This is a genomic window from Pseudomonas sp. IT-P218 (genome assembly GCF_949767605.1).
In the GTDB taxonomy this organism is placed as follows: Bacteria; Pseudomonadota; Gammaproteobacteria; order Pseudomonadales; family Pseudomonadaceae; genus Aquipseudomonas; species Aquipseudomonas putida_AE.
On sequence record NZ_CATKQQ010000088.1, the window covers coordinates 185,011 to 198,383 of the forward strand.

The following is a 13,373-nucleotide window of genomic DNA, read 5'->3' on the forward strand; positions in this document are numbered from 1 at the left end:
TTTACCCCGATAGCCTTCAGCCCCATCGCATTAATCAAATGGGCGTAACCCACTAGATTTCCCATTTTTTCCCCAGTCGTTGGCTAGATTTTTTTAACCGAGCCAAGATTTTCTTAAAATACGCGCCGAACACTCAGAAAATATTAACCGAAAATGGTTGCGTAACCACTATTTTCGGGCTTTCTGATTTTCGGCGCGCCGGGAATCTGTGTAGTGGTCGGCCCCGGACTCTCAGCGTGGCAGCCTGAAGGTAGGCTCATCAGCCGCAGCATGATGGGACAATTGTCGAGTGGGCAAGAGACCAATAGCAGCCCTTCATGATCGGCTGCTATTGGCAAAAAAGGTAGCACTGGCCGACACCGACCTACGTGTCAGCAATGGGTCGCACTACTTCGATACCACCAGCGCCGGTGGCTGCCAGCTGCCTTCGCCAGCGGGAAGAATCGAAGGGGGGGCGGTCTTTGGCCAATAGAGGCGCATTACCAGAAAGACGGTATCGTCAGGCGCGGGCAACCAGTTTGCCTCCTTGGCCTTGCCGGGGGAGTCTTTCTGGATGTACAGCGTCAGTGAACCATCCGTGTTTTTCTTCATCGCCGACAGCATCGGCGAATTGATCAGGTAACGGTTGAGCGGATTCTTGACCAACAGCTGGCTCTTGCCGTCGTACATGGTCACTGACCAGAAGGCATTGACTGGCGGCAGTTTGCCGGCCGGGAAAGTCAGCGTGTACTTGCGCTTGCTGGTATCCAGCGTATGGCCGGTGCCGTCGGTGCGCGTGTTGGGATACATCGCCTCGACGGCGTCGTTGCCGTAAAGGCCGCCTTTCGCAGCACCAGCACGCTTCAGCCAGTCGGCCTTGTAGAACGTTTGGTCGCCGAAGTACGCGCCTACGTTCCAGCCGTTGATTATCTTCGTCCCGCTCGCGAGGAACTTGTCGACCTTCTCGTCACCGGCCTTCATCCCGAGCAGGACCACAGCCTTGTGCTCGAGCGAGAGGTCCTTGAATTCGAAGGTGCGACCAGGTCCCACCCCAATGCTCGCCAGCTTGGCCCGGATCTCCTGGTCGTCGGCCGATGGCGGCACATACTCCATCGCGGCCGACAAGTACTCGTAGAAGTTGGCCTTGATGCCTTCCGTCGTAGCCGGCACGAAATCAATCTTCGGCGCAGTGGGCGGCGCGGGTTGATGGAGGAAGGCGGAGAGCGGCTGGACCTTATAGCCCGCTTGCACCTTCTCGACATTCGGCATGTCCTTGGCATTGTAGAGCTGAGTCCGAATGGCGCTCACGGCAAAGGGGGTGGTCGAGGTGAAGACTTTTTTGATACCGGGAGGGGGCGCGCCTTTCCAATCGGGACCGACCACCATGTAGTCGCCCGCTTCGTTGCCGGTGGCACGGCTGCCGATGTAACCGTAGTTGTAAGTGTTGCCGTCGATCATCTGCACCGAGTAGTAACGCCGCTTGTCCACTGCCGGCACCGAGATAACCATCGGCTCCGCGCGCAGGTCCAGCCAGACAAATGAGTACGGGGTGTCGCTGTTCGGAGTGATGATGGCCGTATCTTGGTAGGTGAAGACGCGAGGCTCGTTCTTGATCTGGTTGAACGGCGCCTTGTATTGCGGGCCGCCCTTGTCGACGGCATATTCGTGCATCACGGCGTAGTTCATCACCAGCGGCAAGCCGTAGATGAAACCTTCCTCGGCGATCGCCTTGGTCTGCTCGAGACTTGGTGCGGGTACGCCCTTGGTCACATCGGCCTTGTTTGCCTGTGTGATCGGATCGTTCTTGCTCGCACACCCAGCAAATACCGTTGAACCCACTACGACGAGTGCCGCAGCCATCGTCCAGCCCCGGTTTGACTTCCTGTTCATTTTCACCTCGTTGGTTTAGTGCAAGCTGGCGTCGTGAGTTTTCATGCCGACAGTTAGATACCAGGCATGACACATGAAACGCTCTTGGATTTTTCTCAGCAGCGCCAAGTCGTGTTGGCGGTCAGGGCTTGAATTTAGGCGTTGTCGAACTCGCCTGATACACGATAGCCAGACAAGGTTTTTACGGATCGACTGGCATGCCCCCATCCACACGCCCAAGGAGTGTAGATCACAATAAGCCGGCATCCCCCTTGCGAGCTAAAGGCGAACAGTCAGAAAACTACTGTTGTGTGTCCGATATCATTAATGAGGGCTGCCTGCGACTGCAATGGGTCGCTTGCAGTCCTTCGCGACAGGCAACAACTGGCCGCTAGTCGTCACTCATCAATGGTGACTACCCCCCTCACACCACCGCAGCTGCAATCGTTCTGGAACGCCAGGCAAAAGCCAACACCATCAGCAGCCCCAGACCCGCCACTGCCGCTCCGGCCAGGGAAATCGCCGGATAACCCAGACCGGCATTGATCACCGCTCCACCCAGCGCCGCACCAATCGCGTTGCCCAGGTTGAAGGCACCGATGTTCACCGCCGAGGCCAGATTGGGCGCGTCCTTCGCAGCCTCCATGACGCGCATCTGTAGCGGCGGCACCAGGGCGAAGCTGGCGATACCCCATATCAGGATGGCAACGGCGGCCGGCAGCGGCCAACGCATCAGCACGGTGAACGCCAGCAAGACGAGAATCAGCACACTCAGCGAAACGATCAGTGTGCGATCTATCGAGCGGTCGGCGGCCTTGCCGCCCCACATGTTGCCCAGCGTCAACCCCACACCGAACAGCACCAGCATGGCGGTGATGTAGGCGGTGGACGCATGGGTCTCGCTGCTGAGGATCGGCGCGATGTAGGTGAAGACGGTAAACATTGCACCCGAACCGACGACGGTCAGGGCCAACGCCCCCAGCACCGGGCCACGGCCCAGTACCCGAATTTCGGCCATAACGCCGACGCTTTTCGGCGCCGGCAGGTTCGGCAGGGCGAACCACAACGCGGCCATGGCCACCACGCCGAGGCCGGTGATACCCCAGAATGCGGTGCGCCAGCCGAACAGTTCGCCAAACCAGGCGGCCAGCGGCACACCGCCGATGGTTGCCAGGGTAAGGCCCATGAACATCGCCGCAACCGCCCCGGCTCGTTTCTGCGGAGCGACGACGCTGGCGGCGACGATGGAGCCAACGCCAAAGAACGCGCCGTGGTTCAGTGAAGTCACCACTCTGGCGACCATGAGGCTGTAGTAATCGGTGGCCAGGGCTGACATCAGATTACCCAGGGTGAAAATCGCCATGAGTCCGATCAGCAGATAGCGCCGGGGAATCCTGCCGGTGGTCAGGGTCATCAGCGGCGCGCCGAGCAGTACGCCCAGGGCGTAAGCACTGACCAACAGACCTGCGGCGGGAATGGAAACACCGAGATCCGCAGCGATGCCCGGCAACATGCCCATGGGGGCGAACTCGGTAACGCCGATGCCAAAGGCACCAATGGCGAGTGCGACAAGTGGTGGATTGATACGCATGGAAGGCTCCTTATCTATGCCGCCAATGCTACGATCCAACCTTTTCAGGCGGTAGATAGCATTTTCGGCAATCACCTTTGCGTAAGAGGCACAAATGGACTTCAACGGCAGGTCGGGTGAAATGGAAGTGTTCGCCACCGTGGCGCAGGAAGGCAGCCTGTCGGCCGCCGCGCGTGCATTGGGGCTGACACCCTCGGCGGTCAGCCGGATCATCGCGCGCACCGAACAACGTCTTGGCACGCGCCTGCTGTTGCGCACCACCCGAGCGATCACCTTCACCGCCGAGGGCGAAGCTTTCCTGCGCGGCGCCCGGCGTATCCTGGCCGACATGGCCGAGGTTGAAGAAGCCATCGCCGACCAGGGCGTACCAAGGGGCCGATTGCGGGTCAGCGCTGCCCTTGGCCATGGGCGACTGGCCATCGTTCCCTTGGTGGCAGCATTCAGCGCCCGCTACCCGAACATCGTCGTCGACCTCACCCTCGGCGACGAAGTGGTCGACATTCTCGGCGGCCAGGCCGACGTCGCGGTGCGCTTTGGCCATCTGCCCGACAGCCCGCTGACCGCGCGCAGGATCGGCAACACCGGCCAGGTAGTGGTGGCATCGCCCGAGTATCTGCAGCGGCACGGCATCCCCCAGGAACCGGAAGACCTGCTACGGCACAACTGCCTACGCTTCAACTTCCGGCGTGCCGAACCCAACTGGCCGTTCATCCGTGACACAAGAGAGTTTTCCCTGAAGGTCAGCGGCAACATCGAATGCAGCAGTGGTGAAGCGCTGGCACAACTCGCGCGAGTAGGTGCCGGCATTGCGCGTATCGGCGAGTTCAGCGTGAGCGAGGATCTGCAGCGCGGTGACCTGATACCGCTGCTGGAAGCCTGGAACCCCGGCGACCAGGAGCCGATTCATGCGGTGTTCGTAGGCGGCTCGGCAATGCCGGCTCGGGTGCGGTTGTTCGTGGACTTCTTGTTGGAACATCACCGGATGTAAGCGGTGGCGTCACTTGATTCTTCCGGCTGCTCGTGATGCTGTACGCATCAAGCAAGTAGTGAACAGCCCATCGTTGGGCGCGCTATCAGTGGGTGGTCTGCCTGACTGGAACAATCGGGAGTCCATAACAAACAAAAAAACGGCCAAAAGCAGTCATCTGAACGAGTCAATGTCCAATCGATGCAGCGTTCGCAATACATCAGGCGCCTTTCATACTCGCCAGTAACGCCACATCCCTTTACGATCAAGGGATCACACGCAAGGAGCCACCTGAATGAGTTGCCTGATTCGAAACGCAACGAATGCAGATGCACTGGCAATCAGTCGGATCATCATTGGCACCCTTCGCGAGTCCAATGCCCTGGACTATTCATCCGCAATCATCGATCAAGTGGAGTCAAGTTTTTCTCCATCGGCGATCCTTGATTTGTTGACCCGGCGTCAGGTGCTAGTAGCAACAACCGACAGTCATATCGTTGCAACAGCCAGTCTTGATAAGGACGTCGTCCGAAGCGTGTTTGTCGACCCAACCTGGCAAGGGAAAGGCATCGGAAGACAGTTGATGGCGATGATTCAATCGATCGCCATAAAAGATGGCGTCAGCCTCCTGCGTGTCCCCTCTTCAATCACTGCGCAAGGTTTTTACGCTGCGCTTGGCTTCAAGAAAATCCGCGACGAATTTCACCAATCAGAGCGCACCATCATCATGGCGAAGACATTGGAGCACTAGCCCGGATCCAGTACTTTAATCAGGCCAACAGAACGGAAGCTGTCATGAAATTAACGCAGGCAAGCGAGTGGTCGTCATCGGGGCAGGCATTGTGGGCGCGTCCCTGGCGTATCACCTGGCTGGACTCAGGCCAATGCCTGTCGATGGCATCCCCATCATCGGCTATCTGCCCGATATCGATGGAGTGTACGTTTGCGCCATGCATCCTGGCGTCACGCTGGCGGCGATCGTGGGCCGACTTGCCAGCGAGGAAATAGTCGACGACAAGGTATCCCCTGCCCTTGAATCCTGTCGTCCCGAGCGATTCAGCAAATCGCGGATAAAAGGTCATGGATTGTCATGAAGTGAAAAGACGTTGTCGTCAAATGAAATGTTTGCCGTTCCCCCCTCGATAAGCTGCTGCTCAAGATCTGCGTGGCCAGCCCTGCCTTTTTCAATGCACGGCTTGTTCGCAGCCCTTTAACTGCCGGGCGCCCGTCTTCGGGGCCTTTCCGGAGCAGCACAATGAACAAGAAAAATAAAGAACTCTCCCAGCAAGCCGCAATGCAAACGTTGAACCTCAATCCGGCGGTCGGCCCTCGCGGGCGCGACCTGCTCGGTACCGCCCGCATGGTCCTGCGACAGGTAGTGAAGCAACCCATGCACAGCGCTCGGCATATGGCTGCATTCGGTATCGAGCTGAAAAATGTATTGCTCGACCGCTCGCCGCTCAAGCCCGCGGCGGGAGACAAGCGCTTCGACGAGCTGACCTGGCAGCGCAACCCGCTCTACCGTCGCTACATGAAGACTTACCTGGCCTGGTGCCAGGAGATGAACGACTGGATCAGCACCAGCAGCCTCAGCGAACAGGACGCTCAGCGTGGTCAGTTCGTCATCGGCCTGCTGACCGATGCGATGGCGCCGACCAACACCCTGGCCAACCCGGTCGCGCTCAAGCGCTTCTTTGAAACCGGCGGCAAGAGCATCCTCGATGGCTTCTCGCAGCTGACCCGGGACCTGCTCGAAAACGGCGGCATGCCCAGCCAGGTGGACAAGACGGCGTTCGAGGTGGGCCACAACCTGGGCATCACCGAAGGTGCGGTGGTGTTTCGCAATGAGGTGCTGGAGTTGATCCAGTACAAGCCCCGTACCGAGCAGGTGCAGGTGCGTCCGTTTCTGGTGGTGCCGCCGCAGATCAACAAGTTCTACCTGTTTGACCTGACGCCGGAGAAGAGCCTGATCCGTTTTCTGCTCGGCAGCGGTATCCAGACCTTCGCCATCAGTTGGCGCAACCCGGGCAAGGCCCAGCGCGAATGGGGTTTGACCAGCTACGTGGAAGCCCTGAAGGAAGCGATCGACGCGGTGCTTACGATCACCGGCAGCACCGACCTGAACACCTTCGGCGCCTGTTCCGGAGGCTGCACCCTGTCCTCGCTGCTGGGTCACTACGCCGCCCTGGACGAAAAAAAGATCAATGCCTTTACCCTGGCGGTCAGCATGCTGGACATCCGCCCCGACACCCAGGTCGGGCTGTTCGCCGACGAGAAGACCCTGACGGCCGCCAAGCGCCGTTCCTATCAGGCGGGCGTGCTCGAGGGCCGCGAGCTGGCCAAGGTCTTCGCCTGGATGCGCCCCAATGACTTGATCTGGAGTTACTGGATCAACAACTACCTGCTCGGCAACGAGCCGCCGGCCTTCGATGTCCTCTACTGGAACAACGACACGACCAACCTGCCCGCCACGCTGCACGGCGAATTCATCGATATGTACCAGACCAACCCGTTCGCCCGCGCCGGCGCCCTGGAGGTCGGCGGCACACCGATAGACCTCAGCCAGGTCACCAGTGACTTCTACTGCATCGCAGGCATGAGCGACCACATCACCCCGTGGGACGCCTGCTATCGCTCCATGCATCTGTTTGGCGGCCAGGGCGAGTTCGTGGTGTCCAACAGTGGGCATATCCAGAGCATCCTCAACCCGCCGGGCAACCCCAAGGCGCGCTTCATGACCAACAGCAACCTGCCCGTCGAGGCTCAGGAGTGGATGGACACTGCCAGTCAACAGGCCGGGTCCTGGTGGCCCCACTGGCTGGCCTGGCTGCAGGCACGCTCGGGCGATCACAAAAAGGCTCCGCGCAAACTCGGCAACAGGGCCTATGCCGCTGCCGAGGCTGCGCCGGGTACCTACGTGCACCTGCGCTGAATCGGTTGGCAGGGCTGTGTGCCTGCAGCCCTGCCATACTGTTGAGCATGACCAGCGCAACCTTCCGCTTCTATGAGGAGCTCAACGATTTCCTGCCCGCCGAACGGCGGCGGCAACCCTTTACCTGCGAGTGCGCGCGAGGGGCGACGGTCAAGCACATGATCGAGGCCCTCGGGGTACCGCACACCGAGGTCGAGCTGGTGCTGCTGAACGGCGAGTCGGTGGGCTTCGAGCGGGTGATCCTCGACAGCGACCGGCTGGCGGTGTATCCCAAGTTCGAAGCGCTGGACATCAGCCCGCTGCTCAAGGTGCGTGCGCAACCTTTACGGGTGCTGCGCTTCGTCGCGGACGCACACCTTGGCGGGCTGGCCCGGCTGCTGCGCATGAGCGGCTTCGACACCCTCTACGACAATGCCTTCGAAGATGGCGAGATCGCCGAGATCGCTGCGCAGCACGGACGCATCGTGCTGACGCGCGACCGCGACCTGCTCAAGCGCCGAATCATCAGCCACGGCTGTTATGTGCATGCCCTTAAACCATCGCTGCAGCTGCGCGAATTGTTCGAGCGCCTCGACCTGGCGCGTTGTGCGCGACCCTTCAGCCTCTGCCTTCACTGCAACCTGCCGCTGCACGAGCTCAGCCCGGAACGGGCTCGGCCACGGGTGCCGCCACGCATTGCGGCCCTCCATTCGCACTTCCTGCACTGCGACGCCTGCCAACGGGTTTACTGGGAGGGGTCGCACTGGCGCGATATGAGTGCATTGCTGGCAGCTCTGATGAAACGATAGCCGCGTGAATCGGGCCGACTGCGCAGCTTGGGAAAGCAGGGCGCGGCAGACGCATCGGCCAGCGGGGCATTTGCGATTTTCCGACCCCGGGCACGTCCAGCGTAATGGTCCTGAAATCCATCAGTTCATCGCGCAGGGGATCGAAGGTACGGATCAAACCACCCAGGCCGTTGAGCAAGAGCAGCGGTGAGCCTTGGCCGCGGATTGAAACATTCAACTGCAAGCCTTCAACGGTTATTTTTTGCGTTGGCATGGTTTGCGCGACCCTATCAAGACACCAGTAGCGCCTCATGGATTTCAATTGTCGGAATAGCATCCTCCAGACGCCGGTTATTGAGCATATCCCTCGTCTTGCTGACGTCGAAGATCTGCCCCTGATCAATCAAGGCCAGGATGAGCTCATCTGAAACACGGTAGCGACCACAGTCCGGACAGTCTCTTTCTTCCCATGGGCCGTCGCATTGAATGCGCTGTGCGACACCGACACAAATAAGACAATTCATCGCGATCACCATTTTTTAATATTTGTTCTGGATCCATCGCGAGCCACTAGCCAAGGCTTGCGCACCCTCTACTGTTGCGCACGAGGCTGATAGCTAATCGACTTGGTAGATCGAAAGAAAGTTCGCCATGTTGAGGTTGTCTCCGGTGCTTTTTTTGAACGACTTGCTCTGCTCGGCCTGTCCCTCGTCGCTATTGCGCGTTCACAGGATCACTCGTGACGCCTCGCGCATGAAAATTTCGACCGTCTTGGGACCAATACCTTCAAAGGCAATGAGCCGATTCTCAAAGTCCCGGCGATCCGCGCTCGCGCTGACGATATTACTCACCTTCCCTGCGTACTCATTGTTGAGTTTGTGAGCCAGGGCCAACAGACGCGCAGAGGTAGTTTCGTCATATCGCACATAATGCGCCTCGCCCAACATGGCCACGAGTTCCCGATGGGTGCTGTGGGCGAGCTTGCCCGGTGTGTCACGCTTATGCTTATCGACAATCACTCGATACGCTTGCGCGGCAATTCGGGCCTGAATCCTTTTGCCCATTAAAAAACTGGCGACCAGCCATTTGAACAAGCCCTCTTCATTGGCGCTTTGCAGGTCAATATTCAAATCCTGTGCACTGATAATCTCGTGCATTGAAATCTTCCCCTCTCAGGCGCCTTATCCGGTTCGAACGGGTAAGGCGGTCAGCCCAATGCCGTATCGAGAAACATCATGACCCCGAACCCCAGCATCAGCCCCAATGTCGCGGGCGTTTGGTGGCCAGCGATGTGTCTCGGGTATGACCTCATGGGAGACAACAAAGATCATCGCCCCTGCTGCAAGGCCTAAAGCGACGGGGTAGCCCAAGGCGAAACTGGTTGAAATGCCGAGGCCGACAACAGCGCCTAAAGGCTCCATCAGGCCTGATGCAACGGCAATCAGGACGCTTCGGGCATGAGACCTCCTGTTTCGCATCATTGAATGAGAAACACCGCACGCCATGACGGCGTGCGGTGACATCTATCAGGCTTCATCACGTCCCTGGACACCCGAGCCCAGGTCTGCACCCGTGATGGGATTGCTTTCAGGGTCAGACATCGTGCGGGCTTTCATGTCCATCAGCAGGGAGTCTTCGTCAGCGCTAAGCTCCACGCTGGCAGCGCCATCACCGCCGTCGACTGCCGGCTTTGGATCTTCTACATAATCCCAATCGACACCCTGGTTCCACGGCCCACGCGTGCTGCCTTCGCCCTGAGACAGGTTGAAGTACACATTGGTGAACTCAGGCATGCCGGGCAGCTTGCCTTGCGGGAAGTTCGGCTGGATCGAGTGCAAGGCTTTTTCGAACGACAATTGATGCGCGATCTCGCGGGTCATCAGAAACCCCAGGGCCTCTTTCACACCCGGATCATCAGTGACGTTCATCAAGCGCTCGTAAACGATCTTGGCGCGGGCCTCGGCAGCAATATTGGAACGCATGTCCGCCGTGGGCTCACCGATGGTATCGACGTAGGCTGCCGACCACGGCACGCCTGCGGAGTTGGTCAGTGGTGCACCGGCGCCGTACAGCAGACAGGTGATGTGCGAGTCATTACCGGCGCCATTGATTGCGCGATACAGCTCGCCCTCCTCTTCCACGCCTTCGGCCAGGCGGCCTTTGGCACCCTTGTTGAGCATCACGATGATTGAACCGACGATCTCCAGGTGACTGAGTTCTTCGGTGGCAATGTCCATCAGTAGATCCTTTCTGCCTGGATCCTCTTCGGCCAACGCCTGGGTGAAGTATCTGGACGCAGCGGCCAACTCCCCCTGGGCTCCGCCAAACTGCTCAAGTAAAAGGTTCGCCAAACCGGGATTGGGTTGGGCAACGCGCACGGTGTATTGAAGTCGTTTGTTATGTAGGAACATGACGAATCTCCTCAGGCCAAAAAGGCGCCGATACTCATTCGGTGATTCACTGAATGCGGCGCCCACAGTCATCTGAAGGTGAAGGGCCTGAGAAAATTTTCTAAAGATTTTTCAAATTCGACGAGCGGCACGGCGTACTGCCACTCAAGCATTTATTTCACCAGTCGTCGGTCGATCCTTCGCAGATCCAAACTTACCTGACGTAAATATAATCTACATCGCGTGGAGCTACATCGCCCCTCCATCATCAACCCCGACCAACCACCGGCGCATGCTCAGCCATCAATGCCATTACCCAATCGCTTACGCGCTCAGCGTATCGATCACTCGCCGGACCTGGCTCAGCAGATGATCGACATCCTCGGCAGTGGTCGCGAACGAGGTGACAAAGCGCACGATGTTTGGCCCCCAGCGATCATGGTAGAACCCGAACCCGGCCTTCAGCAGGGCTTCGATGATTGCCGAATCCAGCTTGCAAAACAGGATGTTGGCCTCGGCGCCGGCCATGACTTCAACGCCTCGCAGACCCGCCAGCCCACGGGCCAGGCGCTGGGCGGCTGTGTTGGCCTGGCGTGCGTTACGTAGCCACAGGTCGTCGGTGAGGTACGCATCGATCTGCGCCGATATAAAACGCATCTTGGAGAGCAGATGGCCGGAGCGCTTGCGGCGATAGCTCATCTCGGTGGCAAGCGTGGGGTTGAACAGGACGATCGCTTCGGCGGCCAGCGCACCATTCTTGGTAGCCCCGAACGAGAGCGCATCCACCCCGGCTTTCCACGTCATCTGCGCCGGGGAGCAGCCCAGGGCAACCAACGCGTTGGCGAACCGCGAACCGTCCATGTGGAACCCCAGGGCGCTTGCCTTACACACCTCACCGATGGCGGCGATTTCGTCCAGGCTGTAGAGGCTACCGACTTCAGTGGCCTGGGTAATGCTGACGCAGGCAGGTTGGGTCGTGTGCACGTCACCGACCTTTTCACCTGTCCGTTCGCGCAGGCGGGTGACATCCAGCTTGGCCGACGGGCCGTCGATGGTCATCAGCTTTGCGCCGTTGGAAAAGAACTCGGGGGCGCCGCATTCATCGTTGTTGATATGGCTGGCGGGATGGCAATAGATGTTGCCCCAGGGTGGCGTCATCGCACTCAGGCACAGGCTGTTGGCGGCGGTGCCGGTAGGGACGAGAAAGACCTCCACGTCGCGCTCGAAGATCTCGCTGAGCTTGAGCTTGACCTTTAGGGAGAGTTCGTCCGTGCCGTACGCACTGGCCTGGCCGGTGCTGTGCCTGATCATGGCCTGCGCCACTTCCTTTGAGGCCCCCGCGATGTTGTCGCTGGCAAAACTCAATGCGAGCGGTTGGTTTGATTGAGCGTTCATCTACCTGTCCTCGGCTGCACGGGCGAAGAAGAGTCGCCCGGTTTTGCGCATCCTAGGGCGAGGGACAGTGCCCAGGCTTGTAAAAAATTGACGGCCGGTGAAACGCCGACACTCAATGCCTGTAGCGTGAAGGCGCGACGCCGAATGCGTGTCGAAACGCACGGTTGAAGTGGCTTTGATCGTAAAACCCGACCGCGTGGGCGACATCGATGATCGGCAGTTCGCTGCGCGACAGCAGGCCACAGGCTTGTTCAAGACGCAGTCGCAGGAGCCATGCGTGCGGTGTCATGCCGATGGTCCGTTTGAACTGCTTGAGGAACGAAAACCGGCCCAACCCGCAAAGACCGGCGAGGTCATCCAGGGTAATGCGCTGATCGATGTGGCTGAAACAATAGTCCCTGAGGCGTGACCATTGCAGGGGCGAGAGCGCTCCAGAAATCGCCTCGGGCACGATCACCCGCGACTGACGCAACAGACCCTCGACAAGGGTCAGCCATTGCGCCTGCACCGCGAGACCGCCAGGGCCGATGGCCTGCTGCATGGCCTCGTGCAAGCCGCGCAGGTGGCCGGCAAGCCCGGTGTTTTCGAGCAACATGCCGGCCAGTTCCAGGTCCTGGGGACGACCACTGAAGTCTTCCGCGAGGCTCGCGACCAGCGCCTGGGACAAACGGAATGTCTTGAGCGTGTAGGCGCCGCCGCCTTCGGCCACTCCGTCGTGGATTTCACCCGGCGGCATCAGGGCAATGTTGCCAGGCCCCAGCAGAAACGACTCGCCTTTGGATCGATGACGCTGGATGCCTTCGGTCACGAAGCCAACGTGGAAGTCGAGGTGGTAATGGCGATCGAAACCGGCATCCGTCAGGCGCGCCGAGCCCAGCACGAGGCCGGGAACTTCACTAACGTGGTGGTAACTTGCGTGCTCAGTCATGGAATCCGTACCAGGATCGGCGGCGAGGAAGGCCAACACATTCTAGATCTGCGCAAGATATGGATCTACAGGTTGTCAGCTAGTAACTGTCGCGAAGCACTGCTTATGGATGCCCGGAAAGTTACCCATTAGCTGTACTGCTGACCACTCAACAGTAAGGGCAGTTGTCACATCGCCGATTAATTCTGTTTTTTTGGTGAATATCAGTGCAAGTTTAACCGAGAAATAGCTAATTTACGGTCTGACTTTTTTCATGATTTCCTCTATCATTTTAAGCGTGTCCGAGCCACGACCCTCGATAAGTTCAACATAAAAATTGCTATAAGCATCCGAAAGCTCCCGATATTTCCGAAGGCTTGACTCATCCATGATGCGATGGCCTGGTATATCCCTTGCTTCAACTTGGGTATTGATCTCACCACGCTCAGCTGCGGATATCAAATATTCCATTTGCCCGTACAAAGCCAGTGCTGCCGGCTCTTTGTCCTTATACAATTCCAGTTGTTTTCGCAATTCGATTGCGGTCTGTTTTAACGCTTGAATATCCATACTAAT

General features: G+C 58.8%; 12 protein-coding genes and 2 pseudogenes. 5 read left to right on the forward strand and 9 right to left on the reverse strand.

Going from position 1 to position 13,373, the window contains the following annotated elements:
* Nucleotides 1-387: 387 nt before the first annotated feature.
* On the reverse strand, nucleotides 388-1,839 hold the full coding sequence (locus ACM6I6_RS28595; protein WP_274076472.1) for a DUF1254 domain-containing protein: 1,452 nt from the start codon (nucleotides 1,837-1,839) through the stop codon (nucleotides 388-390).
* A 433-nt stretch (nucleotides 1,840-2,272) separates the two neighbouring features.
* Nucleotides 2,273-3,439 (reverse strand): MFS transporter, encoded by a 1,167-nt coding sequence (locus ACM6I6_RS28600; RefSeq protein WP_414921099.1) that lies wholly within the window; start codon nucleotides 3,437-3,439, stop codon nucleotides 2,273-2,275.
* 94 nt (nucleotides 3,440-3,533) lie between these two features.
* On the opposite strand from ACM6I6_RS28600, the gene ACM6I6_RS28605 reads away from it, so the two are divergent.
* From ACM6I6_RS28605 to ACM6I6_RS28625, 5 genes and pseudogenes are all read left to right on the forward strand, one after another.
* Nucleotides 3,534-4,427, forward strand: coding sequence for a LysR family transcriptional regulator (locus tag ACM6I6_RS28605; RefSeq protein ID WP_274076456.1), 894 nt, complete (start codon nucleotides 3,534-3,536; stop codon nucleotides 4,425-4,427).
* 274 nt (nucleotides 4,428-4,701) lie between these two features.
* Nucleotides 4,702-5,157: a GNAT family N-acetyltransferase gene (locus ACM6I6_RS28610; protein ID WP_274076455.1), complete on the forward strand. Its 456-nt coding sequence runs from the start codon at nucleotides 4,702-4,704 to the stop codon at nucleotides 5,155-5,157.
* A gap of 118 nt (nucleotides 5,158-5,275) precedes the next feature.
* Nucleotides 5,276-5,500: pseudogene (locus tag ACM6I6_RS28615) on the forward strand (FAD-dependent oxidoreductase); the annotation flags it as partial.
* A gap of 161 nt (nucleotides 5,501-5,661) precedes the next feature.
* A complete protein-coding gene (gene phaC / locus ACM6I6_RS28620) occupies nucleotides 5,662-7,338 on the forward strand; it encodes a class II poly(R)-hydroxyalkanoic acid synthase (RefSeq protein ID WP_414921100.1) in 1,677 nt (558 codons plus the stop codon).
* Nucleotides 7,339-7,385: 47 nt separating this feature from the next.
* Entirely contained in the window at nucleotides 7,386-8,126 is a 741-nt protein-coding gene (locus ACM6I6_RS28625; protein ID WP_414921101.1) for a Mut7-C RNAse domain-containing protein, read from the forward strand.
* A 269-nt stretch (nucleotides 8,127-8,395) separates the two neighbouring features.
* Here ACM6I6_RS28625 and ACM6I6_RS28630 read toward each other — a convergent pair whose 3' ends face one another.
* The 7 genes and pseudogenes from ACM6I6_RS28630 to ACM6I6_RS28660 all read right to left on the reverse strand — a co-directional run bounded on the left by ACM6I6_RS28630 (nucleotide 8,396) and on the right by ACM6I6_RS28660 (nucleotide 13,367).
* On the reverse strand, nucleotides 8,396-8,629 hold the full coding sequence (locus ACM6I6_RS28630) for a hypothetical protein (RefSeq protein WP_274076452.1): 234 nt from the start codon (nucleotides 8,627-8,629) through the stop codon (nucleotides 8,396-8,398).
* A gap of 201 nt (nucleotides 8,630-8,830) precedes the next feature.
* Nucleotides 8,831-9,262, reverse strand: coding sequence for a DNA methylase (locus tag ACM6I6_RS28635; protein ID WP_274076451.1), 432 nt, complete (start codon nucleotides 9,260-9,262; stop codon nucleotides 8,831-8,833).
* A 50-nt stretch (nucleotides 9,263-9,312) separates the two neighbouring features.
* Nucleotides 9,313-9,556: pseudogene (locus tag ACM6I6_RS28640) on the reverse strand (ZIP family metal transporter); the annotation flags it as partial.
* A 75-nt stretch (nucleotides 9,557-9,631) separates the two neighbouring features.
* Entirely contained in the window at nucleotides 9,632-10,516 is an 885-nt protein-coding gene (locus tag ACM6I6_RS28645) for a manganese catalase family protein (RefSeq protein WP_414921102.1), read from the reverse strand.
* Between the two features lie 303 nt (nucleotides 10,517-10,819).
* Entirely contained in the window at nucleotides 10,820-11,890 is a 1,071-nt protein-coding gene (locus tag ACM6I6_RS28650) for a threonine aldolase family protein (RefSeq protein ID WP_274076449.1), read from the reverse strand.
* Nucleotides 11,891-12,002: 112 nt separating this feature from the next.
* Entirely contained in the window at nucleotides 12,003-12,818 is an 816-nt protein-coding gene (locus tag ACM6I6_RS28655) for an AraC family transcriptional regulator (RefSeq protein ID WP_414921103.1), read from the reverse strand.
* A gap of 234 nt (nucleotides 12,819-13,052) precedes the next feature.
* Nucleotides 13,053-13,367 carry a hypothetical protein gene (locus ACM6I6_RS28660; RefSeq protein ID WP_274076447.1) on the reverse strand — a complete coding sequence of 105 codons (315 nt, stop codon included), beginning with the start codon at nucleotides 13,365-13,367 and terminating at the stop codon, nucleotides 13,053-13,055.
* Nucleotides 13,368-13,373 lie beyond the last annotated feature (6 nt).

What these genes read in the sequence shown, in the direction of transcription:
- ACM6I6_RS28625 (WP_414921101.1), top strand. Translation starts at nt 7,386, where the DNA reads ATGACCAGCGCAACCTTCCGCTTCTATGAGGAGCTCAACGATTTCCTG.
- ACM6I6_RS28600 (WP_414921099.1), bottom strand. Translation starts at nt 3,439, where the DNA reads ATGCGTATCAATCCACCACTTGTCGCACTCGCCATTGGTGCCTTTGGC.
- ACM6I6_RS28650 (WP_274076449.1), bottom strand. Translation starts at nt 11,890, where the DNA reads ATGAACGCTCAATCAAACCAACCGCTCGCATTGAGTTTTGCCAGCGAC.
- ACM6I6_RS28595 (WP_274076472.1), bottom strand. Translation starts at nt 1,839, where the DNA reads ATGGCTGCGGCACTCGTCGTAGTGGGTTCAACGGTATTTGCTGGGTGT.
- ACM6I6_RS28605 (WP_274076456.1), top strand. Translation starts at nt 3,534, where the DNA reads ATGGACTTCAACGGCAGGTCGGGTGAAATGGAAGTGTTCGCCACCGTG.
- ACM6I6_RS28635 (WP_274076451.1), bottom strand. Translation starts at nt 9,262, where the DNA reads ATGCACGAGATTATCAGTGCACAGGATTTGAATATTGACCTGCAAAGC.
- ACM6I6_RS28645 (WP_414921102.1), bottom strand. Translation starts at nt 10,516, where the DNA reads ATGTTCCTACATAACAAACGACTTCAATACACCGTGCGCGTTGCCCAA.
- ACM6I6_RS28630 (WP_274076452.1), bottom strand. Translation starts at nt 8,629, where the DNA reads ATGAATTGTCTTATTTGTGTCGGTGTCGCACAGCGCATTCAATGCGAC.
- phaC (WP_414921100.1), top strand. Translation starts at nt 5,662, where the DNA reads ATGAACAAGAAAAATAAAGAACTCTCCCAGCAAGCCGCAATGCAAACG.
- ACM6I6_RS28610 (WP_274076455.1), top strand. Translation starts at nt 4,702, where the DNA reads ATGAGTTGCCTGATTCGAAACGCAACGAATGCAGATGCACTGGCAATC.
- ACM6I6_RS28655 (WP_414921103.1), bottom strand. Translation starts at nt 12,818, where the DNA reads ATGACTGAGCACGCAAGTTACCACCACGTTAGTGAAGTTCCCGGCCTC.
- ACM6I6_RS28660 (WP_274076447.1), bottom strand. Translation starts at nt 13,367, where the DNA reads ATGGATATTCAAGCGTTAAAACAGACCGCAATCGAATTGCGAAAACAA.